Source organism: Pseudoflavonifractor intestinihominis (assembly GCF_040096055.1).
Classification (GTDB): domain Bacteria; phylum Bacillota; class Clostridia; order Oscillospirales; family Oscillospiraceae; genus Pseudoflavonifractor; species Pseudoflavonifractor intestinihominis.
Genome location: NZ_JBBMFK010000006.1, coordinates 67,103 through 92,788 on the forward strand (window position 1 = coordinate 67,103; position 25,686 = coordinate 92,788).

19 protein-coding genes are annotated in these 25,686 nt (G+C 55.8%); 6 read left to right on the forward strand and 13 right to left on the reverse strand.

All coding sequences use genetic code 11. The features are described 5' to 3' along the window. Positions 1 to 21: 21 nt before the first annotated feature. Positions 22 to 1,245 (reverse strand): YibE/F family protein, encoded by a 1,224-nt coding sequence (locus tag WMO64_RS05305; protein ID WP_349231253.1) that lies wholly within the window; start codon positions 1,243 to 1,245, stop codon positions 22 to 24. A gap of 134 nt (positions 1,246 to 1,379) precedes the next feature. Further along, a complete protein-coding gene (locus tag WMO64_RS05310; RefSeq protein WP_349231254.1) occupies positions 1,380 to 8,264 on the reverse strand; it encodes an S-layer homology domain-containing protein in 6,885 nt (2,294 codons plus the stop codon). Between the two features lie 687 nt (positions 8,265 to 8,951). On the opposite strand from WMO64_RS05310, the gene WMO64_RS05315 reads away from it, so the two are divergent. From WMO64_RS05315 to WMO64_RS05340, 6 genes are all read left to right on the forward strand, one after another. Continuing rightward, entirely contained in the window at positions 8,952 to 9,326 is a 375-nt protein-coding gene (locus WMO64_RS05315) for a BlaI/MecI/CopY family transcriptional regulator (protein ID WP_294517410.1), read from the forward strand. Further along, a complete protein-coding gene (locus WMO64_RS05320) occupies positions 9,319 to 10,278 on the forward strand; it encodes a M56 family metallopeptidase (RefSeq protein ID WP_294517408.1) in 960 nt (319 codons plus the stop codon). Before WMO64_RS05315 ends, WMO64_RS05320 begins: the two co-directional genes overlap by 8 nt. Positions 10,279 to 10,607: 329 nt before the next feature. Continuing rightward, positions 10,608 to 12,146, forward strand: coding sequence for a hypothetical protein (locus WMO64_RS05325; protein WP_349231255.1), 1,539 nt, complete (start codon positions 10,608 to 10,610; stop codon positions 12,144 to 12,146). 27 nt (positions 12,147 to 12,173) lie between these two features. Continuing rightward, positions 12,174 to 14,990 carry a hypothetical protein gene (locus WMO64_RS05330; protein WP_349231256.1) on the forward strand — a complete coding sequence of 939 codons (2,817 nt, stop codon included), beginning with the start codon at positions 12,174 to 12,176 and terminating at the stop codon, positions 14,988 to 14,990. Then, entirely contained in the window at positions 14,974 to 15,231 is a 258-nt protein-coding gene (locus WMO64_RS05335; RefSeq protein ID WP_349231257.1) for a hypothetical protein, read from the forward strand. Before WMO64_RS05330 ends, WMO64_RS05335 begins: the two co-directional genes overlap by 17 nt. Positions 15,232 to 15,249: 18 nt before the next feature. Next, positions 15,250 to 15,729 (forward strand): hypothetical protein, encoded by a 480-nt coding sequence (locus WMO64_RS05340; RefSeq protein ID WP_349231258.1) that lies wholly within the window; start codon positions 15,250 to 15,252, stop codon positions 15,727 to 15,729. Positions 15,730 to 16,010: 281 nt separating this feature from the next. On the opposite strand, the gene WMO64_RS05345 is transcribed toward WMO64_RS05340, so the two are convergent. The 11 genes from WMO64_RS05345 to WMO64_RS05400 all read right to left on the reverse strand — a co-directional run bounded on the left by WMO64_RS05345 (position 16,011) and on the right by WMO64_RS05400 (position 25,684). Next, the gene (locus WMO64_RS05345) at positions 16,011 to 16,682 is read right to left on the reverse strand and encodes an MAE_28990/MAE_18760 family HEPN-like nuclease (RefSeq protein WP_204883337.1); all 672 of its coding nucleotides are present in this window, start codon (positions 16,680 to 16,682) and stop codon (positions 16,011 to 16,013) included. Beyond that, the gene (locus WMO64_RS05350) at positions 16,682 to 17,719 is read right to left on the reverse strand and encodes a DUF262 domain-containing protein (protein WP_349231259.1); all 1,038 of its coding nucleotides are present in this window, start codon (positions 17,717 to 17,719) and stop codon (positions 16,682 to 16,684) included. Before WMO64_RS05350 ends, WMO64_RS05345 begins: the two co-directional genes overlap by 1 nt. After that, positions 17,694 to 18,764 (reverse strand): DNA cytosine methyltransferase, encoded by a 1,071-nt coding sequence (locus WMO64_RS05355; protein WP_349231260.1) that lies wholly within the window; start codon positions 18,762 to 18,764, stop codon positions 17,694 to 17,696. The genes WMO64_RS05350 and WMO64_RS05355 overlap by 26 nt, the downstream gene beginning before the upstream one ends. A 60-nt stretch (positions 18,765 to 18,824) precedes the next feature. Then, complete coding sequence (locus tag WMO64_RS05360; protein ID WP_349231261.1) at positions 18,825 to 19,232, reverse strand: very short patch repair endonuclease; 408 nt, start codon at positions 19,230 to 19,232, stop codon at positions 18,825 to 18,827. Between the two features lie 6 nt (positions 19,233 to 19,238). After that, a complete protein-coding gene (locus WMO64_RS05365) occupies positions 19,239 to 20,174 on the reverse strand; it encodes a DUF4928 family protein (protein ID WP_349231262.1) in 936 nt (311 codons plus the stop codon). Continuing rightward, the gene (locus WMO64_RS05370) at positions 20,167 to 21,303 is read right to left on the reverse strand and encodes a DNA cytosine methyltransferase (protein ID WP_349231263.1); all 1,137 of its coding nucleotides are present in this window, start codon (positions 21,301 to 21,303) and stop codon (positions 20,167 to 20,169) included. Before WMO64_RS05370 ends, WMO64_RS05365 begins: the two co-directional genes overlap by 8 nt. A 299-nt stretch (positions 21,304 to 21,602) precedes the next feature. After that, positions 21,603 to 21,902 carry a hypothetical protein gene (locus WMO64_RS05380; protein ID WP_349231264.1) on the reverse strand — a complete coding sequence of 100 codons (300 nt, stop codon included), beginning with the start codon at positions 21,900 to 21,902 and terminating at the stop codon, positions 21,603 to 21,605. Between the two features lie 145 nt (positions 21,903 to 22,047). After that, positions 22,048 to 23,382 carry a plasmid recombination protein gene (locus WMO64_RS05385; protein WP_349231265.1) on the reverse strand — a complete coding sequence of 445 codons (1,335 nt, stop codon included), beginning with the start codon at positions 23,380 to 23,382 and terminating at the stop codon, positions 22,048 to 22,050. Between the two features lie 472 nt (positions 23,383 to 23,854). Continuing rightward, complete coding sequence (locus WMO64_RS05390; protein WP_349231266.1) at positions 23,855 to 24,088, reverse strand: complexin-2; 234 nt, start codon at positions 24,086 to 24,088, stop codon at positions 23,855 to 23,857. Continuing rightward, positions 24,085 to 25,359: an AAA family ATPase gene (locus WMO64_RS05395; RefSeq protein ID WP_349231267.1), complete on the reverse strand. Its 1,275-nt coding sequence runs from the start codon at positions 25,357 to 25,359 to the stop codon at positions 24,085 to 24,087. The genes WMO64_RS05390 and WMO64_RS05395 overlap by 4 nt, the downstream gene beginning before the upstream one ends. Then, positions 25,349 to 25,684: a plasmid mobilization protein gene (locus WMO64_RS05400; protein WP_349231268.1), complete on the reverse strand. Its 336-nt coding sequence runs from the start codon at positions 25,682 to 25,684 to the stop codon at positions 25,349 to 25,351. Before WMO64_RS05400 ends, WMO64_RS05395 begins: the two co-directional genes overlap by 11 nt. Between the last annotated feature and the right edge of the window lie 2 nt (positions 25,685 to 25,686).

The following is a 25,686-nucleotide window of genomic DNA, read 5'->3' on the forward strand; positions in this document are numbered from 1 at the left end:
CTCTTCTGCGTCCCGGAGAAGTTATTTTTGCTTTTTCCCCGTCGCCTTTGTGCCGCCGGCAGCGGGGGAGGGGGCCCCCTGGCTGCGGCCGTAGATCACCGCGGAGGTCAGGGCGGTCAGCGGGACCGCCAGAATCACGCCCACGGCGCTGGAGACAGAGCTGATGACCTCAATGCCCATGTAGCTGGAGGACATCAGCTGGTGCCAAGACAGGCTCAGGGAGTACATGTACAGGATCAGCACCGTGCTGCTGCCCAGGATGGCCAGAATCAGCGTGTTGGTCATGGTGCCCACCATATCCCGGCCGATGTTCATGCCGGACTTCCACAGATCTCTGGCGGTCAGCTGGGGATTTACCGTTTTCAGCTCGCTGAGGGCGGAGGCGATGGACATGGCCACATCCATGACCGCGCCCAGGGCCGAGATGATGACGCCCGCCACCAGCAGGCCGCGGATATGGACGGGAGTACCGGTCTGGCGCAGCTGGAGCAGCGCCTCGGCGTCGGTGGCGCGCAGCCCGTCCAGGTGCAGCAGCTTCTGGGCCAGCAGGCCGAAGAGCATGGCCAGCGCCATGCCCGCAATGGTGCCAATGCAGGCGCAGGCGATCTTTTTGCTGCACCCGCCCAGAATGACGAAGCAGACGATGGCGATCAGGGAACAGAGCAGGAAAGCGGTGGGGATGGGGGCCCAACCCTTCATCAGCAGCGGCAGGAAGACCAGCAGCAGCATGGCCACGGTCAGCGCCAGGCCCAGAATGGACTTGGCGCCGGTCTCGCCGCCCACCAGCACGGTCACAAGCACAAACAGCGCCACCACCACCAGGATCATGGGGATGCGGTTGTACTCGTAGACCGTGGCGGTGTGATCGCCGTTGGAATAGGTGTTGACGATCATCACGATGCTCTCGCCCACCTGAGCCGGCTCGCCGTACAGCGGGCCCACGGCGTTGGTCACCATCAGCGTCTCGCCCTTGTACTGGCCGGAGGTGACCTCCACCAGCAGGGTCTGCTCCCCACGGTAGGCCCCTTCGGACACCTCGTCCGCCTCGCAGTTGTCCGCGAGGATCTGGAGTACGGTGCCCGATTCATACTCGGCATAGGCCGTGGGGGACTCTCCCTGTTCCTCCTGGCTGCTGTGGGCGTATCCGTACAGCCCCGCGAGAATGCCCAGGATCACCGCCAAGACCAATACGGTCGGCAGAATGGTCCTGAGGCGGGAGGAACTCCTGGTTCTGGAAATTTTCATTGGCCGCTGCTCCTTTCGGGATGGTTCTGAAGCTTTTGGGGAGGCGCTCCCCGGAGAAATCTCTGTCCCCCGCCTTCAAGGGGGAAAAGCCACCCTCCCCGCTTCAGGAAGGGTGGCTTTGGACCCGCTTGGAATTACTCGGCGTCCTCCAAGAGGATAAAGCAGTGGATCACCTTTGCGGCCTGAGCTCTGGTAGACAGGCCCTGAGGCGCCAGGGTTCCGTCGCCAAGGCCGTTGACCAGACCGTTTTCAACCGCCCAGTCCATTGCCTCCACAGCGAAGCTGCTCACTTCGCCGCCGTCGGCGAAGGCATCCAGGTTGGAACCGTCGGATTCCGTCTTGACGCCGCTCATGCGGTAGAGCATGGTCATCATCTCCTCACGGGTGATGACCGCGTCGGGGGAGAAGGTGGTGTCGGACGTGCCGTTGACCACGCCGATGTGGGCCAGGTAGACGGCGGCGTCGCGGTACCAGTCGGCCTTCAGGTCGGTGAAGGGGTTGTCCAGGCCTTCCAGCTCGGATTCGTCCACATCCAGATAGCGGTAGAGGATGGTGACCATCTGAGCGCGGGTCATGGTCATATCGGGGGCGAAGGCGCTGCCGCCGACGCCCTGCATCAGACCGGCCTCAGTCACATAGGCCACGTGCTCGTAGTACCAGGCGCCCGTGTCAAGGTCGGCGTAGGCGGTGACCAGCATATCGCCGCAGACGGTGCAGACGCTGTTGACATAGTTGTGGCCGGTGGCGGGGATGACCGAGCCCTTGGCGATTCTGGCGCCGCAGAACTTGCAGTAGGTGTCGCCGGTGTAGCCGTCCTCTGTGCAGGTGGCCTCCTTGGCGTTGCGGATCTCCGTCTGGGTGTGGGAGCAGTAGACGGGTTCGTAGCTGCTGGCGGTGCAGGTGATCTCGCCGCGGTCGCGCACGCGGATGCGGGCGTAGTTGTCGTAGGCCACGGCATAGGTGTCGTCATAGGAGGCGAGACCGGTGGCCTCGATGGTGCAGCCGGTGGACAGATTCTCAATGGCCTTGCCGGCAGTGATGTAGCCGTCGATGAACACGCGGGCCACTGCGCCGGAGCTGTCCTGGACGTAGATGGACTCCACCAGGTCGTTGGCCGTGGTGATGTTCACGACAGTGCCCTTGATGGTGACCAGCATGCCCTCCACGGAGCGGTCGTTGATCTGGGCGGCGGTGACAGCGGTGGGAGCCACGGGCTGGACCTCGCCCACCTTCTCGATGGAGCTCACGCTCAACTGGATCTCGCCCTGATAGGCGCTGGTGATGCCGGAGACGCGGACCACATCGCCCAGCTTGTAGTTGCCGTCAACAGGGAAGAGGTTGATGCCGCCGGTCTCGTCCTGGACGTAGATGCAGTCGAAGAAGGCGGTCTCATGGTCGTAGCCGGAGGCGTTGGAGGTCACCACGCCCTCCACGGTGTAGCTGTAGCCCAGCTCGCTCTGGCTCTTCACCTGGGAGATGGGGGTGATCTCAGTGGGGTTCAGCACCTCGAACAGGTTCTCACAGAAGGCGTTGTTGGCGTTTTCAGCGGGGATCTTCAGGTCAAAGTCGTTCATGAAGGCGGCGCCGGCGACAAGGATCATGCCCTTGTCCGCCTGCTGCTCCATGGCCATGACCAGCAGGCGCTGGTCGCCCTCAGCGTAGGGGTACTTGACGGTGTCGCCGCCCAAGCCGTCGCTGTCGGCGTCCTTGGAGATGGTGACACTGTTGGCGTAGAGCACGGGGGAGACGGTGTCGGGCAGCACGGAGACAGCGGCGCCGTCGCCGTCCACCGCGTAGATGGAGGAGCCGCCGTAGTAGCTGAACAGGTCCGCGTCGGTCAGACCGTCGGTGAGGGCGTTTTCGCCGTAAGCGCTGAGGGACAGGCTGAAGGAGGCGTCGTCATAGGTGCCGTCGTCAGCCAGTCGGAGGGCGGAGCCCAGCGCCTCCAGAACACGGTTCTGGGTGGCGGCCACGTGGGGCTCTGCCTTGTCGTTGCTGTCGCCGCTGCCGGTGATAATCAGCGTACCGCCGGCGTCATGGAACGCGACCAGAGCGGCCAGCTCGGCTTCGGAGTAATCCTTTGCCTCGGACAGGCGGCGGGAGGGGGTGTTGAGCAGGATGGCGGTGTACTTGCTGGTATCGCCGCAGGCGGCGATGAGGGCCTCGGAGGAGGTCAGCAGCTCCACACGGATGGCGGACTGGTTGGCCAGGGTGGTGAAGTTGCCCATGAGGTCCTTGTTGTAGCCGCTCACATACTCGTTGCTGTGGGAGGCGTCCACGCCGATATAGGTCAGGGAGGAGGCGTCCTGGACATCCAGCTCCACGGAAGAGGAGAAGGTGTACTCGGTGCTCTCCAGCTCCACCACTGCGGTGACCGTGATGGTGGTCAGCTTGGCCGCGTCAGGCGTGTAGTCCCAGGACAGGTCCAGGGTCTCGCCGGCGGGCAGGGTGTAGGTGGTGTTGTCCACCCAAAGGACCTGAGAGCCGTTGGTGGTATAGGTCACGCTCTTCACCAGCGCGTCGGAATCCTCGCTGTTGTACAGCTGGGTGTTGATGGCGACCTTTTCGCCGGTGACGGGAGCGGAGGTGCTGGCGCCCACGCTGGAGATGCCCAGCATCAGGCTCTCGCCCACCCACACAGGCGCGGTGACGGCCAGATCGCCGTCGGCCTGGGTCACGCGGACATAGTAGTAGGAGTAGTTGGGGGTCAGCTGAGCGGACAGAATGCCGGTGGCCAGCTCATCGGGGTCGTCCCAGGTGTAGGCCACCTTGCCGGAGTTGACGATCAGCTCCACCTTGGCGATGGAGTCCGTGTCGTCGGGGTCCATGACGGTGATGTCGAAGTTCAGCATGTCGGGGACGGTCTCGATGATGGTGCCCATGGGCAGATCGTTGACCATGTAGGTGATCTCGAGGTTCTTGTCCTCGGTGGAGTAGACGCGGTAGTTGCGGATGGCGTCGTAGATGCCCTCTTCGGTGAACTCCTCCACCAGGACCACGTCGCGGGCGTCGTTGGCGTTGCCCCACTTGCCCTTGTGGTTGTCCTGGTTGTTGGTGGGGGCCAGATGCCAGCCCTTGTCCAGCGCCAGGGTGTACTGCTCATAGCTGGGATAGTAGCCGCTGCTGCCGATCTGGCCCTCGCCGTTGCCCACCTCCACCAGGTAGATGCGGCTGTCGGCCTCGGGGCTCCAGTAGCTGAAGTCGGTGAAGTTGCCGAAGGTGGTGCCCGGGTGGTTGAACTGGGAGATGGAGTCGGCGCCCTCGGGCCGGGACAGCAGGTCGTAGTAGGCCCGCAAACCGGCGTCGGAGGTCTTGTTGTTCAGGGTGGTGTTGTTGCGGGAGACGATACCCTCGGTTACAAAGGTGTTCATGTGGCCGGGGCCGCCGGACCAGGTCATCTCAAAGCCGGGGATGGCGATGATGTCGGAGTGGCTGGCGTTGAACTCGGCGATGGTGTTCTTGTAGGTGGTCCAGCGCTCCTGACTGTAGGCAGTGGCCTTGCTCAGGTCGTAGAGGGCCTCCTCGGGGTTGGCCTCGCCGGACTTGTCGAAGTAGTTGGAGTGGTCGGTAAAGGCCACGAAGTCCACGTTGGCCTCCTCAGGCAGGGAGGCAATGTACTCCAGCGCGCCGCTGAGGGTGCCGGAGCCGTCGGAGTATTCGCCGTTGTGGGAGTGGAGCTGGCCGAAATAGAGCTGGTAGTCAGACTCGCCCACTGTGAAGCTCCAGGTCTTGCTGGTGCTCTTGCCGTCGGTGCGGGTGACAGTGACTGTGACGGTGACGCGGCCGTCCGCCATGTCGGCGTCGGGCTTGTAGGTCAGCTTGCCGCCGTCCAGGACGGCATCCACAGGCGCGTCGTTCACCGTCATGGTGACGGTGGGGTTCTCGCCCACGTTGGTGAGCACGGCGGAGATCTCGGGACGCTTGTCCTCTCTGGTCTGGGAGTTGGCGGCGGGGGAGACCTGGGAGATGCCGGGCTCGTCCTTGACCTCGATCTCCACGGTGGAGTGGATGGCCACGTCTTTGTTGTCAAGGCCGGTCACAGTGACCACCAGGTTTTCGCCGGTGATCAGTTCAGCGGGGATGGTGGCGGTGTAGCGGCCGTCGGAGACCGTATAGGTCAGCTCGGTGTCGCCCAGGGAGACCGTCAGCTCCTTCACGCCGAAGAGGGCGTCCACGGTGAAGTGGAGCAGGTATCTCTGCCCGGCGTAAGCGGGCGCCAGATTGCCGAACACGGCCTGGGGATCGTTCACCACGCCGTCGGTGATCTTGTCGCTGGAGCAGGGGTAGAAGTGGTAGGTGAACACGTCGCGGTCGGTAACCGCGTACATGCCCCAGGTGGTGAAACCGCCGGAGAAGTACTGCAGGTACTGGGTGTTTCCGTCAAACATAGCGGTCCTGCTGCCCATTCTGTACCCGCCGTTGTACTCGCTCACCACCCAGTCGGCGTCCTCGGAGGCCTCCTGAGAGTAGTAGGCGTTGTTGCCGGTGCCGGTGGAGCACAGATAGCCGAAGGACTCGTTGTGGAACCGGTAGTAGTCGCCGCTCTTCTCCACGGTGAAGATGACCGCGCCGTTGTCGCACTCAGCCTGGCCGGCCTTGATCACGGCGCTGGCGGAGGAGATGGAGCAGGAGTACACGTCGGAGATGTCGCCCGTCATGCCGGAGAGCACGCCCTTGGCGGCCTGGTTGAAGATGACCACCTGGTCGTTCTCCTCGGGCAGGCCGGGCCGCTCCTGGCCGTCCAGCTTGTAGATGCACACCGGCTTCTGGGAGCCCTCGCCGTAGCAGGAGAAGATGCCGATGGTGTTGTAGCGGATGGTGTTGGCCTTCTTGTCGATCTTGGAGGTGATGTTGGCGCTGCCGTCCTCATCAATGGTGATGGTGAAGGAGGCGTTGATGTCCTTCTCCGCCTGGGTGCGGAGCAGGTTTCCGCTGTCGGGGGAGGCGTAGAGGTAGCCGGTGTTGTCGCCGTTGGTGGCGTACAGAGCGAAGGTGTTCTCCTCGATTCCGGACTCCAGGGTGATGATCTGGGCAAACTCATCGTAGCTGAGCTTGTCGTATGCCTTGATGACAGTGGCCTGGTCCCGGTTATTGGCCTTCTGGGAGGTGCCGAGGGCGTAGTCCAGGTCTCTGGTGACGATCAGGATCTGGTCGCCGGAGACCAGCTGGGAGACGTCGGTCACCAGCTGGGCCTGGTCCTCACCCAGCACAGGGGGCACGTAGATGGTGTACTCGAAGGAGACCTCGCGGCTGTCCTCCATGTCCGCCTTTGTGGCCTTGACGGTAAAGACGCTGTCCTCGGTGATGGCGATGGGGCCGGTGTACTCGGTCCACTCGGCGCTGTCGTTGACCTTGTAGAGGATGGTGGCGCCCTCGGTGGAGCAGGTGAAGGAGATCTCGGTGCCGGAGTAGACCACGCCGGACTTCACGTCCGCCTTGGGGGCCGCTACCACATTGGAGGGCTGGGCGGTCCCGGTGACCCGGTAGAACTGGACGCCGCAGTTCTCCTCGCTGGAACTGTAGGAGGCGGACCAGCAGAGGCTGTTGGCATCCCACTGGAGGGTACCGCCCATGTTGCCTCTGGCGTAGAACACATCGGTCTTGCCGTCCACCGGGGAGAGGGTCCAGAAGACAGGATCGCTGACCAGCGCTACGTGGGGGCCGCTGCTCTGGGAGAGGTACCGGCCGTCCGGGGCGGCAAAGCTGAACTTGCCCTCCTCATTGACATCCACGGTCCAGATGTGCTCCTCACCGTAGCCGGAGAGCTTGTTGTCGGCACTGAGGATCAGTTCGGTGCCCGCCAGATCCAGGGTGCTGTCGTCGCTGAGAGGCTGGCTGGACATGCCCACGCTGGAGGTGGGGTTGTAGATCACGACCTGATCCCCTGCGGCCAGGGCGTCGGTAAAGCCGCCCGCGCCGGTGGTATAGAACTGGAACAGGAACGCGCCGTTGTAGGCGTTGAACTTGTAGGTGGTGAAGTTGCCGTTGTAGTACTCCAGACCAAAGGGATTGCTGCTGTCGTCCGCGGCGTTTACGCTTTTGATGAAGAAGCCGTTGCCGTTTTCGGACGCCTCCACAGTCCACAGGCTGTAGTCGCTGGGACCGGCCTCAAAGGTCAGGACGTTGGAGGCGGTCCCGGCGGTCAGGTACTCGCCGGCGTCATTCTGGAAGGAGTAGTAGCCGTCCGCATCCACGGAGACGGCCAACTCCGCCATATCCTCCGTGACGGCCAGCTGGTCCTCTGTCACCACTCCATCCGTGGCAGCCAGCATGTTGCCGCTGGCGGTGGCGGTCAGGACCTTGGCGTTTCTGGAGTTGTAGATGTAGACCTTGGAACCGTCGCCGATTTCCGTGGTCAGGTCGGCCATCACACCGGTGGGGTCCGATGTGACGGGAGGCTCGCTGGGCTCGGGCTCAGAGGGGTCCGTGGGGTCGGGAAGCTCGGAAGGGGTGGCATCGGGGTCCAGGACCCAGAAGCCCAGCGTCTGGTCTTTGGTATTGCCGGTGGTATTCTCATAGGCCCGCCAGTCGGGAGCGCCGGTATAGACCCCCAGATAGCGGGTGGTGCCGTTGCTGTCCGGGGCGGACAGGTACCCGCTGTCAGCCAGGGTCCAGACAGCGGCCGTATCGCCGATCCGGACACAGTTGTTCTTGTTTTCGGAGATATCGATGTAGAGGTATCCGCCGCCGGTCTGGAGGGTGTAGCCGCCCTCCGCGGAGGCGATGGACCAGCCATAGTCCGAGCTGGCGCCGGGGGTGGTCAGCGTGGTGCCGCTGACTACGCCGGTATCACCCAGCGGCTGGGACAGTGAGCCCTTCCCGACCGTGGGCAGGACATAGGTGACGTTGTCCTTGGTCATGGTGACGGCCACGGTATCATCGGCGGAGATGTCCTCCAATGATATCTTGGTCCAGGCCGTAGCGGCGGACTCTTCTGCAGAGGCCGTCAGGGGAAGCATGGAAAAGGATAATGCGATGATGAGCAGACATGATAATACTTTTTTCGCTATACTTTTCATTTTTTCCTCCTTCTTTACGCAATAAATGATCCGGCACCCAAACCATTCGCTCAAAAATCATTATAGCATTTACGGTATGGAAAGAATATCCCCATATGTCTATTTTGATTATGTTTTACAGGAACCACGAATGAAAAACCGTCATTTTTACAAAAACCAAACAGAGTAAAAGATAGATGCTCTGCACGTAAATACGAAAAATAAGAAACATGAAACATTTAAATAGATAAAATGTCCAAAAAACAAGAGATAAAATTTGGCATAAACGTCGCGAGTTAAGATAAAAAACGTTATAGTTTTGTATAAAATGCGATCCTTGCTTTTAAACATACCATAGGCAAAAGCTGTATTACCAAGCAAAACACACTTCCAGGAGGGGAGAGGTCTGTATGCTTGATGTGCGGACATAGAATAAATGTGCACTATGGATGAATATTTACCAGGGTACTATGTTTACATAAAACAAAATGCCTGCCGGATTCTCTATTCCATGTCAGTGTATGTCCTTGGCCGCAGATCGAGCGCTGTTGACGCCGCTGCATGCTCCGAGTGGATGATATAGGAAATATTGCTTTGCCGGATGTTCGGGGGAAGAGGGATGTTACCGCTCTGTAACTTGACGAAAAACCACTACTTATGTAGTATAACCTTGATGACTACAATTGACGTCAATTGGAGGAGCGCAATATGAAACGACTGCCCGACACAGAACTGGAAGTGATGAAGGCCCTCTGGTCTCTCGGCAGGGATGTGCCCCGTTCGGCCCTGGATCACGCGTTGAGTTCTTTTCAGTGGTCCCGCAACACCATCAATACCTACCTGACCAGGTTGGTAGAAAAGGGCTTTGTAGCGGTCCAGCGGGATGGAAAAAGCAACTTGTATACGCCCTTGGTCTCCCGGGAGGAATACCTGTCCTTTGACAGCCGGTCCGTGCTCAAGCGGCTCTACGGTACGCCGCGGAACTTTATGGCGGCGCTGGCCAGGGACGGCCTGGACCGGCGGGAGCTGGATGAGCTGCGAGCCTTTCTGGAAGAGCTGGAGGGAGGGCAGACCGATGACTGATTTTCTCGCCCGCCTGGGCACGCTGTCGCTGGGCGGCGGCGTGGCGGTACTGCTCCTCATTGGGGCGGGGCGCATGAGCCGGAACCGCTATGCCGCTCGCTGGCGCTGCCGGGCCTGGAGCATCTTGTGCCTTCTGATGATTCTCCCCGTCCCGATGTTCGCCCTTCCGAACCCCGTCAAAACGCCCTCCACGCTGATCCGTCTGCAACTGCCCGCTGACCACGCGGTATCGAACCGGCCCACTCTGGAGACCGGAGAGAGGCAGCCCGATCCACAGGATAATGGCGGACATGCCGCCGGCAATCCCGCGTCCCCCACAGGCACCACTTCCGCCCAATCCCCCCAGCACCAGTCCACCCCCCAAGTCTCCCAAGTTCCCCAGACGCCCGCAGCAGCCGCTGTACACTCGTTTTCCGTTCCTGCCATGCTGCTGGCCATCTGGGTGACAGGGATGGTTGTCCTTCTGGTACGCCATGTGGCCGCCCATCTGATCTTTTGCCGGTGGCTCAAGCGCTGGGCGGCTCCTGTCACAGATCGGGAAATCATACAGGTCTTCCGCCGGACGGGGGACCGGCTGGGACTGCGCCGCCGTCCCGCGCTCCTCTCCTGCCCCGGCCTGGCTTCCCCCATGCTGTGCGGCCTTTTCCGCCCTGTGCTGCTCCTCCCACAGAGGGAAACCCATGGGGAGGAATTGGAACTCACCTTGGAGCATGAGCTGACCCACTACCGCCGCCGGGACGTGTGGTGGAAAGCCCTGGCTCTGCTGGCCAACGCCGTCCACTGGTTCAACCCCTTCATGTGGTGGATGGTCCGCCGGGTGGAGTATGATCTGGAGCTGGCCTGTGATGACGCAGTCCTGCAAACCAGAGGACAGGCGGGGCGGGCTATCTATGGCCGCACCGTGTTGGACGCCCTGGAGGCGCTGAGCGCCCAGTCCTTCGAGAAAAAATGACGCCCATCCCTGCGCCGCTCATTTCACAAAATTAAGACGAGAAAGGAGCTTCTCCGATGAAGCGCACATCCCATGCTGTCTGTCGTTCTTCTTTTACCACCTGCTTCTTGGGAAGCGCCGGAGAAAACCGGGAACGGCTGCGCAATATCGTTACCGGCGGGGAAAAACGTTCTGGCCGATGGCTGTTTCCCCTGTCTATTCTGATCACACTCTTTTGCTGTTTCTTTCTGGTGTCCTGCCGAACAGAGGAAGGGGAGCGAACCACCCTCTCTGCGCAGCCCACAGACGCTAAACCTGTCTTCTCCCTGACGGGACCGGGGGAGGAAACCGTGCCCTTCTCCAATCTGCTGGGCCTTCAGGGGACCGTGCGTCACGAAGTGACGGAAGATGGAAACCATTGGTATACCTATCAGGCGCAGCTTGGCGACGGGACCAGCTTTGAGTTGGCGGACACTTCCGGCGCGGTGTTTCATCTGGACCTGGATGGCGATGGACAGATGGAGCTGGTGGACTACGATGCCTCCGTGGGCTCGATCTGTGTCTGGCGCCGCTGGCCCGACGGTTCCATACGGAAACAGGAGCTCGGAGAGGCGGCAGCCAATCACTTTGGCCTGAAGGGGGAGCCCTGGCGTCTGGTCAATCTGACCTTCCACCCCGAGGACACCACTGTGACCATATCTTCCGCAGAGAAAGAGGAGACCGTTCCGTTGTCCCTTCTGCTGGAGGAGGCCCGCAGCGGTTCCATCGTACTCGCCGCACCGGATGCGCAAAATCCGGAGGGAACCCCTTTGAGCACGGTGCTTCCCTTCGGGACCTACTCGGTTTTCTATGAGAAGCTCAACCTGGACGGGGAGGGAGAGGAAGATGACTCCCTCATCGTCACCTGCTTTGACTACGACAGTCCGCAGGGAGCGCTTGCCGTGGCAGAGGCCACTCTGGGCACAGGAGCGACTTTGACATGGACATGTGACGACACAGGGAGTCCGAACATCCTGCCCGCTCACCTCATCTCTGCGGAACGGCAGTCCATCGTGCTGCGCATGCTCCACCGCGCTACCAACAATGGTGCAGCTACCTATTATATATTGGACGCGGAAAACGGGGTCCTTACGGAAAAAGCCAGGCTTGGAACAATGGAAGGTGCGGACTCCGGCGACCTGGCCCCAGACGACCAGCTGCAATTTGATTCCGCTCTGGATAGCCGCCCGGACGGCCTGGATACCCTGCGGATCTCCACCATGTATCCTGACAAATGGCATACCCGCTATGGCAGCTTGTTCTGGGATGGGGCGGAGTTTGTGTGGGAGACCGACACGCGGTTTATTGACACCGAATCCCTGACCCTGGCCGACGGCCGGGAACTGACAGTCAAGCTGTCCGGGCCGGTCTCTCAGCTGGAGGAGAGCGACTATTATAACCCCTGTTACGACCTGGTGGAGATCTGGGACGGAGATACCTTGCTCCAGACCATAACACCCTCCCTCCCGCTGCCTGAGCCATATGTGTTTGACGAAGATACCAAACGGGAGATCACCATTCTGGAGGAGAATTACCTCCCCGGTTTTTCCGCCGCGGCCATGTTACATAATGTGGACATCCGGGACATCAACTTTGACGGTTCAGAGGATCTGGGGCTTCCCTGCAACAGTACCCACTACGACCCCCACGCCTGGTATGTGTGGGATGGGGCAAACCAGCAGTTCCGCTACGCCTTTTCTCTGGAAGGGTATCCCACCATAGACACGGAGGAGCAGCGGATCATCGAACATCGCTTTGAGGAGGGGGACCAGGCCTACTCCTTCAATGCACGGGGGCAGCTGGTCTGGATGGGGCCGGTGGATACCCTGGAAGAGAGTCCTGTCTCATAAGCCCCGCTGATTGCCAAAGGAGGTTTTATGCACACACATGTCCCATCGCCGCCGCGGTCCCCGTTTACCACCCGTTTTTCGGGCACCATGCGGGAGAACAAAGAGCGGATACGCAACATCTTCAACGGCGGGCACAAGCGCCCGGGGCGGTGGCTGCTGCCCCTTGCCGTCTTGGCCATACTCTTTTGCTGCTTTGCTCTGATCTCCTGCCAGAGGCAAGAACCTGCTCCATCCCTTGTGATGGACACGCAGTACTACGATGAAAACGGTAATTACATCGAAATCCCCGTTTTGGTACTGCCGGAAGGGGAGAAGCACACCGAAGGCGTCACGGAAATCAACGAGGCGCTATCTGAACTGCGGGCGTTCTATCAGCCTGTGCTGGCAGGTACGGCTGAGGATGCCGGCCTGGCAGGCCGCGAAAACCGGTGTCTCCTCTATCCGGCGGAGACAGAGCGCTATCTCAATCTCCTCTTCTTCCGGGATACCTATCACACCGATCTGAACACCGGGCGCATCACTTCTCTTGTCTACGACAAGAGAGAAGGGGTGCAAGTCACGCTGGATCAGGCGCTGGAGATGGTCGGGCAGACAGAGGAGGGGCTGCTCCGAGCATTGGGGGAGCAGTATGACCCCATTCTGGCGGAAGAGATCCCGGATATCCAGGTCTGTATCCAAAATCAGGCCCTGGAGGGGTTCCACATGGGGCAGGATGGCCAACCCGTTTTTTACCTCACGGCGCGGGTGGATGACGCCGGCGACGGGGCGGAAGATGCCATCAGCGGCGCGGAACACATCTATATCTGGTTCGACGGCTCCTTTACTCAATATGACCAGTACGCCGTCTCCGACCTCCAGCCCCTGGTGCCTGCAGAGGAGTGCCTGGATCTGGAACCGCCGCTGTGGCGGCAGTGGTTCTTTGACGGCGGCGCACCGGAGGGAGGCTTCTCTCCTCCTGTCAGTGCGCAGGATAGAAGCCAGTTGGAGACGCTGTATGGAGCTGTGGCCGATCAGATGGTTTTCACCGAAACGGAACTCGTCCCATCCATGGCCCAGGCGTCCCCCACGCTGCTCCAGGCGTACGGGCAGGGAGGCTATACCGTGGCCGCCGCTACGTTTCAGGATGCATATAATACTTACCTCGTGATCGGTGTCATAGATGATGCAACCGGATCGCTTACTGATACCCCCTATATTTCTGCCAGTCAAGGAGGAGCTGCCCATGCGATCCTCTTCCAGGAGGATGGGAAGACTGGTATACTATATACCTTCAATCACGTGGATCAGGGGTCGCTTTACGGAGAATACGGTGCGGTCGGGCTGGAAGGGGGACAGCTCCTCTGGTCCTGGCCGGTGCAGGGCTCCCTTACGGACGGCGATTCCCAGCTCCGGAGCGACTATGACGCCTGGTGTGGGGAGTATCTGGCGCTCATGGCTCCGGGCGGGGTAGACCTGTTCCAGCGGTCCCAATCTGCCGCCGACGACGGGGAGGGTCCCCAGTGGATTCCCTATACCACGGAAAGCTTCTATCCGGTTCCGGAGCAGGATCTGCCCTTGGGCGTCTACGACGGCATCCGGGCCTGGCTGGAGGAATTCACCCGAAAGGAGTACAACCCCTGGGCGATCCCCGATGCGTCGGCGGTATGGCAGATCTCCTCTATTACCCCGGAGGAGGGGAAATGGAGCGGGGAAGGAGATACGGTCTACTCTGTGGTTGCCCGGGCCGATTGTGAGAAAGATCTCTATCTCAAAGCTTCCATCCGCTTCAATCACACCAACGGAACCGTTTCAGAGGTCCTGACTTCCGCCGCAGGGTCTCAGGAAGAACTGAATATTGGCTTCTCTTACAGCACATATTCCCTCACCCTGTCAGATGGCCGGACGCTCACCCTGGAGTTTGAGGAAGTCCCCTTGCCGGACTTGGATGACGCCGTTTTGATCCGTCAGGTAAAAGTGTGGGACGGCGCCTCCCTCCTGCAAACGATCACGCCCGGAGCGGTACAGGATGATGGGCAGCACTTTTACGAAGGATTCTATCGCCACACCGACACAGACGAGGTACCGGGCGCTCCCGACCTGCAGGATATCAACGGCGACGGCTCCGCCGATCTGGGCCTGCTGGCAAATGAGACCTTTCCCCACAATGTGAACTATGCTTATTTTCTTTGGGACGATCAGGCGGGGCAGTTGGTCTATTCCGGTCTGTTTTTCGTGCCCCTGGAGATAGAAAGTCCGGGACAGGTGATCGAAACGGAGCACGGCGGCCCGCAGCCCATCCGCCGCCGGTATATCTTTCCATCTGATCATTCCGACATGAATTACGGTGTGCCCCTGTTGGCCGGGTTTGACTCCCGGGGCTTTCTGCCGCCGGAAGAGACAACCCTGCCCATTCCGGAAGAGGGACTCACATTCTCCTTCTCCAGCGGAGCGGGCGCCTGGAGGACCGACTTGACACTGCTTCCGGACGGCACCTTTTCCGGAGAGTATAGCGACAGCGATATGGGTTCCAATACAGTCTACCTGTGTCGATTCCGGGGCGCCTTTTCAATGTTCACTCCCATGGGCGACCATAGATATGAGCTCACGCTTACAAATCTTGAGATTACGACCGGGCACCCTGTGGAAGAAGAATGGATGGAGGATGGGACCCGTTATGTCGCCTCTATTCCGTATGGACTGGACGGAGGAAACGAGTTTTACCTCTACCTGCCTGGCACTGCGGCGGACTCCATACCGGCGCGCTGCCGCTCGTGGAACGGGGGAGCATATGGACTGTATCCGGGAGCAACCCTTTCCGGGTACAGTCTGTGTAACCTGCGGGCGGGGTATGGATTTTTTACTTGATCTGAATCCTCTGCCTGAAGGTTGGCCTCCCAAGAGTAAGGCCGCCGCCCGGCTGCACGAGATGCTCTGCTCCCGACAGCAGGTTGCCGCCATGCCGGAAGCTGGCGAGAGCGATAAAGAGGACTATGACAAGCGGTGCTGCCACTGCCCGGAGTTTGATAAATCTCAGCATTTTAAAAGAGTTCCGCCACAAGCACTTAGCAATATGCCGACGGATACGCCGCACTGTGCCAAAGACTAAAATAAAGGGGAAAATAGAATGGTTTATGGTGCCATCAATGAAAAAGGCGAGCCATATTATACCGACCTTAAAAAGGTGTTTGATTCTATTGGCAATAGGCAAACAGAGTACAACTGGCTAATAACTGACTGCGTTTGTTACCCCAATAATCCGAAAACGGATGCTATGTTGAGCAAACAATACTGCTGGATCAGCGGCGAAGATCTTACTAGTCTCGTTTATGCAGAGGATTTTCAGTGGATTTGGGCAGTCTTATGTGGCTTTGATAAGACAATTGCTTTATCCGAAATACTGGAATACAGCCTTCCTTATGCGGACGGTTACAAAGGTTTCTGGAAAACACCGTTGACAATGCAGCACCCGTTGGCAAAGATTGAGATCGTCCTGTGGGATAGTTCGTTGACTTTGATTTTCAGCCGCAGCAAGGATATCATTGATGACTTTATGCAGAATCACCCGCAAAGCGAAAACCTAGAAGATTATATTGGCAGGCTTTAAGATAGCAAAAAGAGAGCTAACTGACGAATCAAAATCAGTTAGCTCTCTTTTTATGAATAATGAAAAAGTGTTGCCAAATCGTTGCCGCAGAGGGTCTTAACCCCTCAAAACCCAGTAATTACGGGCTTTTCGGGCCCATAAAGTTACTCCCATTCGCTCCTGTCAGGGATATTCTAAACGGATTTGCTTATGGGATTTAGCTCAGAGTGTTTCTATTGTTTTCATTATCCAGATAGTTTGGGCTATCTGATTTTTTGTTGCCATGGTGTTGCCATGAAAGATTAGGCATGACGTAGAAACTGCTTTTCGTCGCAATACTTCTCCATACCGGTTAAAATTTCTTGTATAAACTGAATGACGGTGTCTTTAATGGTTTCTAAATCTGTTAGGGTCAGATCTCTAGCGCAATGGCTAAAGCTTTCGTCACCGTGTGCCAGAGAGTTGCGCTTTTTCTTTACCTTTTCCAAAACTTGACGATCATCTGTAACTTGATAACGAATCCTATGGCGATCACATATATCCTTGATTTGCTTGGCATTTAGATTACCGTTTACTCCAAGCATACCCTTTGTTAATGCCAGTGGGGTGTTTTGCGTTATATCAAGCACTATATTTCGAACTCGGTTTGTGTATGTAGTTAATCCCGATTCTGGCTTATATATTTCTTTTATTTTGTAGTCTCTCCAAATATTCTGAATTTCATCAATGACGGCTCCATACGAACAATTTTCACGTTCAAGTTGTTCATATATTTCTAACATACCTGTTGTAAATGTCGCCTCAACAAGATTATACAGCATCAGAAGGAAATTGGATTTCATGATTCTAAAAAAGCGCTGGTTATCAATTGTGTTAAGAGCGTTCTTAGTTTCGTCATCTATGTCTACCATAACAGAATAGTAAAACTCTATTTCGTTTTTCCGGTCACCAAATACTTCATGTGTCGTAATCATTAGTTTCGCCCCAGCAATTTGTCGCGCACATACTCCACACGGGCCGCAAGCTTACCTTCGTTATTGCTAGCATCCGATGTCGTTAGTTCCTTGAACTCCTCCGAATTGAGCCAATCGACATTATCAATATGTAAGTCCGGCCTCTCCTTAAGGGCTAGCGCTACGCCAACCGAAATAGCTTCAAAACGAACGCGCGGAGTAGTTGTTGCATTTTTGCTTTTTGCAAAGCCAAACTCAAAATTATCATGGACAAAAGAAAGCATACCCTCAAAATCAGACCTATATTGTTCTTCATCAAAAGTGTGAAGATTTTCAGATAAGAATTGATTCAGGAATTGACTCACTTCATGTTCAAACTTTTTATAATTATACAAATAGGCAAAGAATCGAAGAACCAACTCAAACCGCTCTTGACGAACGGCCTTGCTTTTAGATACCGGACATAGAGTCACGAACAGTTCATTTCTACAACATTCTTCCACAAAGTCAGTCAACGGTCCAGGATACGAACCTCTCCGAACTTCCGAGTCGGAAGCTTTTACACCAGAGGTATTGATTCGATTAAACAAATCTTGGCGAATATCGGGTGTAGTTTTCTCGTCTAAGACCACTACTCTGAATGTGCGATTTAAAAATTTACGCTGTGTCGCAGTGGATAAATCAGAAAAAGAAAAACCGTCAAGTAGATTTAACTTTGGCAATCGCGATAGCCGCATTTTCCCGTTTACAAATTCGTTTAGTGTTTGCATTCTTTGGGCACCGTCAATGATTTCGAGTCGTCCATCATCACATCCCGCAAAGAACATAAATGGTATAGGAAGTCCTAGCAAAACAGATTCAATAAACAAGGAGCGGTTATTTGCCTTCCAAACATATTGCCTCTGATAATCCGGGATGAAAAAGTCTCCACGCTCAAATTTAGAAAGCAGTAGCTCAACGGTATAATCTTTTGTGTCATAATCTACTTGGCGTTGCATTGTTTGAAGCTGCGTTTCAGCCATAGTGATTTGTTCAATCGTTATTTTTTTCTTTGCCATCAGTATACCTCCGAATATGTTCTATGATACTGATTCCGATGACTTCTCCCAACCTTACAGGAACAGCATTCCCAATTTGTACCCCTAACTTATGCTTATTTAAAATATCCGTTGATCTAAGAAATTTGTAATCCCGCGGAAAAGACTGTAATATTGCACCTTCGCGTAATGACAAAGCACGATCTTGTTCTGGATGTCCGAAGCGCCCATTACCATAACCATAAAATTGAGTTGTTATTGTTGGCGAAGGAGCATCCCATAACATTCGTCCATATACAGATGGATAAGTTTTCCCTGTACTTTTTTTGTGACACACTAACTGAAGTTCCTTATCCCAGTCGCGCCATGTTCCTCCCGGAACCGATTGCCGTATGCGCTTAAGGTTTTTATCTGAAAGAGCTGTGGCAGAGTGTAATAGATCGTTAGGATCTGCCGAACCGGCAATCAATGGCGGAAGATCTCCAATGGCATCCCGCACAGTAACATATGTTTCCGGGGTATGGGTGGGAGGGATTAGTGATATATCGCCTAACAAAGACGCTAATAAAACCAGCCGTTTTCGGCTTTGTGGAACCCCGTAGTCCGGGCAGTATACCGTTTTATGAAATATGTGGTATCCGCAATCTTCAAGTTTATCTATAAAATCTTTAAAGACGTGAGTTTTCTCAAGCTCCGGCACATTTTCCATGGCAACTATGGCAGGGCAAACTTCCTTAGCCAATTTACCAAAGGAGTATAGGAGCCGCCACTTTTCGTCTTTATAGCCGTCTTTTCTATATCTTTGTGTATATTTTGAAAAAGGTTGGCACGGAGCACATCCTGCTAATATGCGTATGTCGACATTTGCAGGATAGAGCGCTTGAAGTTCAGACGGCGTAACATCTGTAATATCTTTTTGAATAAATACAGAGTTATTATTTTCTTCATATGCGTATTGACAGCTAGGCTCAAAATCAATTCCTGCAACGACATTAATCCCGGCTTGTTCTAGCCCTTTAGTCAATCCTCCAACACCGCAAAACAAATCTATTGCAGCATAAGGCATATACTGTTAGTCCCCCTTGCCGCGCATGAAAATTCTCATAAACATAGAGAAAAACGCTTATTATATAAATGACTTTAATCGGTCCACAAGTGTGGATTCATTTTTCTTTTTCAACTCGCACTCCCAAATCCGCAACACCGTCCAGCCGCGCGCCTCGAACATTGCCGTCACTTCTTTGTCGTGCTTCATGTTCCGCTCGCGCTTTTTCTGCCAATATTCTTGATGTTCGGCGGGACGAGTGTTCCGGCAGTCATGCCCGTGCCAGAAACAACCGTCCACAAACACAGCGATTTTCTTCTTTGGGAACACGAAATCTGGATGCCCTTTTACCGGGTAGTTTCTCCGCCAGCCTGTAATCCCGTTCTCTTTGAATACTTCAATCAACCGCAGTTCCGTGGACTTGTTCTTTTTAGATTTGACCTGACGCATAATATCAGATCGCTTTTCTGCATCGAAAACATCAGCCACGGCAATTCACCTGGCTTCAAACTCTATGCGAAGGCTGGGATCGGTTTCCGCTTCCAGCACGATCTTGTTGTATCGGTCAATGATGCCGGAGAGCGTGGAGTTTCTCTTGGACTCGTCAAAGAGACTATGCTCGTAGATGTTGGCGGACAAGAACTGTTGAATATCCCACACTTCAACGCGTCCGGCCAGACCGGCGTCCTCGGCAAGATTGAGTGCGGTATGTACGCGCTCAAAAATTGTGATGATGACGGGGTGGCAACCGGCGCGGAGATTTGCTTTGCACTTTTCAATCAGCAACGCGCCGGGCATGGTCGTACAGTGAATGACCGTATTTCCGATGACAAAATCGCCGTTGCGGTCTGTTGGGCCGTCCGCTACAGAGGCTCCATGAATTTCAAAAGAACCTTCCGGCAGAATCAAGCAGAGTTTCGCCGCCACAAGATGCTGCAATACTGTGCCGAGATACTGTGTTCCAGCGTTCTGCTTCTGACGCTTTTTTGCCTGCTCAAACAGATCGTCCAGGTTTGCGCCGATTGTTTTGGATGTGTCGGCGGTTAGGACAAACGGCTGGTTTCTAAAGTATTCGCGCACCTGTTCGGCCCAAAAGTCCTCGACTATGGCGAAGTCCACCGCTTCCTCTGCGTTCCATGCGTTCAGAAAGTCCACATACTTAATCATCAGGCCCATGCTGCCTCTGCTGGTTCTTCCGCCTTCGGAGGATAGTTGCTGGGTGATGCCGTGCTCTTTCAAAATCTTCTTCAAGTTCGCTCCGCCAAGCCCTGCCACCTGTCCTTTACTGCTTGTCTGGAAGTCGTCGGGGTTCAAGGGAAAAGCCTTATCTCTTACCATGCGGGTAAACTGCACGACCAAAGAGAGAGGCCCTTTCGTAGTAATATGGTTTTCAGCTTGAAAGACTTTCAAGCGTTCTTCGGGACTAATCATTATATACCGCCTCCGCAATTTTGGTTAGGAATCGCTCCCCTATAAACTGTGCGACCGGCGCGGCCACTGCGTCGCCCATCGCTTTATATCCGTCGTTATAACTTCCGGGAAGTTCAAAGCTGTCCGGCGCTCCCATCAGTCTGGCCGCTTCGCGCACAGTCAAAAGCCGCGCGTGTGTCTGGCCATTTTTTTTGACTACAAGATACTGCTTACTACTCCCGCCTTCCGGCGTCCGCAAGCAACCGGCGATTCCATCAAAGCGGAGCTCCAACTGTTGCGTTCCGTTCCTCGTCCTGCGATAGCCTGTGGCGTACACAGTATCGTGCGCCCGCAATTTGTCCCAATGCCGTTCGGGGACCAGACGCAAAACATCGTCTTTATCAAAGGTTGCGTTATCCTCGACAATATCTTTGAGGGATACGGCGCGACGCGAGGGCTTTTCCGTATGCCACCAGACCCATCCCGGCAGTTCGCGGCCCAACTGCGTTGCGGCGCTGTTATGGAGCCAGCATGGCCCGTCACCCACCAATTCCTCTGGAATGGGACAGTCCTCTTGTACGGCGATAATGAATACTCTCGGCCTGGACTGTGGAACAAAGTGGGACGCGTTCAGCAAAACAGCTCCGCATTGATACCCTCGCTCCACGAGCGCCATATGAAGAACTCTATAATTGTCGCCGCCGTTTGTCGAAAGCAGACCCGCCACGTTCTCCAGCAAGAGAATCTTCGGTTTATCGTCCATCTCATCCAACACGCGCAACCATTCCCACACCAAACCGCTACGGGACGCATGGATTCCGCCGATAGAACCTGCCAAAGATAAGTCTTGGCAGGGAAAGCTGGCCCACGAAAGATGGGCAAACGGTAGATCGGCGCCCTTGATGTTCTTGATGTCGTCCAGAACAAACCGTTCGCACCCGAAATTGGCTTCGTAGACGGCGGCCTTTTGTTCGCTGATGTCGTTTGCCCAAACAGGCGCGAACATCCCCCTTAGTCCATACGCCACAAGACCGCTGCCGGCAAAAAACTCATGCATCGTCCAAGGAGCGGAAGATAGGTCAATATTCTGTTTTTGATACATGGTACTTTGAAGGATCATTTCTTTCCCTACCTTGTCCTCGCTTATCACTTGTCGGCTTCTCGGCGTTTTCCGGGATAATCCAGATACGACTCATACGCGACGCGCCCGCTATGCGGTTTTCTTTGCATAATATCTGAACTTGCCGCGGGGTCACGCCCCACTTCTCGGCGGCTTCTTGAACCGTTATATATCCATTCACTTGTGACACCTCATAATCACTATGGATGCGTACACCAAACCAAGTATATTATATTCGTTTAAGCGAAATAAAGCAAGCCCGAATATGCAATTTGCAAAAGAAAAGGCGCCGCCCGCAGGGAACCACTCTCCCCACGGGCGGCGTTCAATCACTTCTTACCTTGCTGCAAGTTCTGGATATTCTTCTTTGCCAGCTCACTGGCCGCCTTCCGGCGCTCTGTGCTGTACGGGGCGTTCAGCTTGAAACTGAACCGCCCTTTCCTGATCTCAAATGTGAGACAACCGTTCTCATCATCTTCCACCAACCGGCACTCGGCCGGGTACTTTCCCGCATACTCACTCAAACGGTTTTTGAGGGAAGTGTTGTAGGTACACACCTCGATGATGGGACTTGTCTCGTCAAAAAAGACGCTGGTTGTCTTTTGCTTTTTGGAAAGACCTGTTCGCATAAAACCTCCGTATTTTCACAGATTTTCTCCGGTTCTACACCGGCAAAAGTAAGCGGATTTTCGGATAGGAAGCACCCAAACGATACATGATTCGGCTCAGATGCCTCTATCCGCAAAAATCCTTTTTTCTCGGCTCTACACGGGATTACCGCGCATCCCGGTCATGCCGCCGCTTTTGACTGCGTTTCTGCTCTTTCTCCGCCTGTTCCTGCTGCTTGACAGCCGCCACCGTTTCGGCTACCCGTTCCGGCCCATAGGCCCGGCACAGCCGGTGATAGTCTCTGGCAGTTTCCTGCAATTCTGCATTTTTACCCCTGACCTCGTCCAACTGCTTTTTCAAATACGGGACCTCCGTATCATATTTGCGCTGCAACAACTCGAACTTCTGACAGACATCCAGATAAGCCCGGTAAACGGAGCGCACCACCTTGACGATCTTTTCCAACAGCGGCTTGGACTTTTTCTCCCGGTAAGATTTGGCGGATTCCATTCTGTCGGGGAGTGGCAGCAGGTCCTCTGGATCGGAAGAATACTCGGCCGCCAATTTCTCCATGTGTTTTAGTTTAGGCGCTAATAGGCGGAGTTCCGTCTGCACTTCTTTGGCCGCCTTCTCGGCTTCGGCCTTATCTGTCCGAAGCTGGCCGATCTCCGCCTGAACCTCCGATTTTTCTGTTTGCAGCTCCGCCAGCCGCGCCTGTTCTCTCTCCACCTTAAACTGCGTCACCGTCAGGTGTTCTTCGGAGCTGCCGCGCTCACCGCGCTCCACATCGGTGTACCCAGCCTCACGCATATACCGAAAGAAATCGTCCTGCAATACGCTGTATGATTTTTTGAGGACAGGCTTGCCCTTCGCCGTTTTCAACGGTTCGCCGGTGGCCTCATCCAGAACCGGCTTAGAGGCCCACTTCTTGCTCATGCTGACCTGCATAACCGTTTCTTTTACCTTGCCCACCAGCGACTTGTCCTTGCAGCGTTTGGACCAGCGGATCTGCTTCTCCACCACCGGCACATAGACCACATGGAGGTGGTAATGATACACATCCTGCCCCAGCGCCTCGGACATGGCCCGATTACGCTCGTCAGCGTGCATGACCGCTGAAAGGATGTACTGTTCGCCGCCCACGATTTTGATTGCAGCCTGATAGGCATCGTGGTAAAATTGTTTTGCGAAGTCGTATCCGCCGTGGTTGAAAAAGTAGGCGGAGTTTACATCGAAGATCAGCTCGCCGTAGCGGAAAGCGTCCTCCTTGATTCCCCGTGTGGAGATGATACCGTCTGCTTCCATCTGTCCAAACTGTTCCACATAGCCGCCGTCCGGTTTCTTGAAATGAACATTTAGATGGGAGCGTTCCGGAACAATGTCCTGATTGACATACGATTCTTTTTCACGCTCGTTGTGTTGCTGCGCGTTTTTCAGTTTGGGTGTGGTCAGTCTCATGTTTCTTGCGCTGGTACGATGAATACCGTCGCCTCTTGCCATAGAACTCCTTTCTCGCCCCACAAGGGCGGTTGAGATGCGGGTAGCTTTTGGGGGATGCACTTCTGCGGAAGTGTAATAACCCACTATGATACTTTCATCCTGCGGCTGCAAAGTATCGTGGGCTCTCCGAGGGGGAGTGCGGCTCCTGCGGGAGCCTCGCCGCCTTTTTCGGCTTACAGGTGATACCCACAGCCTCAAAACGCGGTGTGACCGGTGGCCTCCTCACAACCGCGTTTGCTCCAATTCCGCCGCCCACAGGCCGGGAAAATTCACCGGATTCTCCCGGCCTTAACCATCTCCAAATCTGCGGATTTTTCGATGGGGACGGGGGATGCGGAAGGCGTATGCTGCCACCCAATTTGCCTTGTCTGCCAGCCACAGGAGCGTGTCACGCTCCTGTCCAAGCCAACAGGGAGAAGATTGACTTTCATGCTAATTTCATCCGCGAGATTAGTATGAAAGTAAACGCCTGTTACCAGCGAAAATCCGGGAATACGCCGCGCCGGTCCAGATACGCCTGCCGGGCCTGTTCCCGTTCTTCCGCGCTGGGTGCGGTCTTATATTTTGCATACAGCTCGTGCCGCACCAGGGCGTCCAGCTTCTGCTCCAATCCCTGCCGGATTTCATCCTCGTATTCGTCATCATAGCCGAGGTGATACTCCACCAACGCCACGAACAGGGCGTAGGGAATCTGCACATTTTTCATTCGCTTCCGCTCCTTTCCGCGACGGCTGCGACGATAGCGACGGTTGTTTGGATGGTAGCGTTTTCACCGTTGCAACCGTCGCTACCGTCGCGCCCATCCTCAACCACCTCAAAAGACGGAGCCTCTACCAACATATAGGTGAGCTTCACCTGTCGCCCGGCGTGCCGCGCCTTGTTTTCGTAGCTCACATGGTACTCATCCAACAACCTGCCGGATTTGACATTCAGATACTTGGTCAGCGCGTTTGCCGCCATACCCACCTGAACCGCTGCGGCCAGCTCCGAGGGAGAGCCTGTCCACTCCTGACGCTCAGTGGAAACCAGCTTTGCCACTGCTTCCAGCACCGGGTCCGGCGGTTCCCTGTGCGGTTCCGTTTCCATACGCTCCAAATTCCAAATCTGCGTTTCCGGGTCCTTTTTCAGATAGAGGATCTGATCCTGCTGGTCACGGCCCACCACATCGATGGTAGCCTCCAACGCAGTTCGCTTTTTCTTCTGCATCAGCAGCGACCCGTCCGCACAGCCCAGTAGGCCCGTGGTGCCGGAGATCATCTCGAAGGCGTCACCGGCGGGTTGCTTCCGAGTGTGGTGGACGGTCAACACGCAAATACAATGTTTGTCCGCAAACTGCTTGAGCTTGCCGACAATCTCATAGTCGCTCGCGTAGCTGTACGCCTCGCCGCCCACTTCCCGGATTTTCTGCATGGTGTCAATGATAATAAGCTTGGTGTCCGGGTGTTCCCGCATAAAATTCTCCAACTGCTCGTCCAGACCGTTCCCGATTTTCCCGGCAGCGGTGGCGAAGTGTAAATTGGGCGTGTCGTTCACGCCGTACATCATAAACATCCGGTTCTGGATGCGCTGGAAGTCATCCTCCAACGCAAGGTAAAGTACAGTTCCCTGATGGACTTTGCAGCCCCACAGCTCCTGCCCGGTGCTGACATGGTAGGCAATCTGCGCCACCAGAAACGACTTGCCGATCTTGGGCGCGCCAGCCAGAAGATATGCTCCCGAATGGAGCAGATTTTCAATGATGTGCGGGCGGCTTTTGTAGGAGGTCTGAAATAGCTCGGTCATGGTGAGCGTATGCAGATAGCGCGGGTCGGCCATGCGCTGCATCCTGCGGTACATTTCCTCCAAATTTTCCATTTCCCCGTTGCCTTTTGCCTCCGAAGCGGGTATACTGTTGTCAGAATCTTTTTGAATGGACTGCCTCTCATCTGCGCCAACAGATGTGTTTGGGGCAGTCTTTTCTTTTGCGTCAATTCCCATAGGCAGTGTCCTCCTGCATCCCGTTCATAATGGTTGCGATCATCTGGATGGTGCCCAGCAACTCGTCGTTCATGCCCTGCCCGGACTCAATGCGGCGAAGCTCGTCCAGCACAGCGGCCAGTTCATCCCGGAGCGCTTTGTAGACTCTGGGATTACCCTGTACCACGACCTCCTTTTCCAGCAGCCGCCGGATGATGTAGTCCTGTTTCGTCAGCCCGGACAGCTTGACGAAGATTTCCAGCTGCTCGTCCTCCTCCGGGGAGACCCGGAAGGCCACCGTTTTGTTCCGCCAGCGGTTGTGCTTGTCCAAATTCTTTGCCGACATTT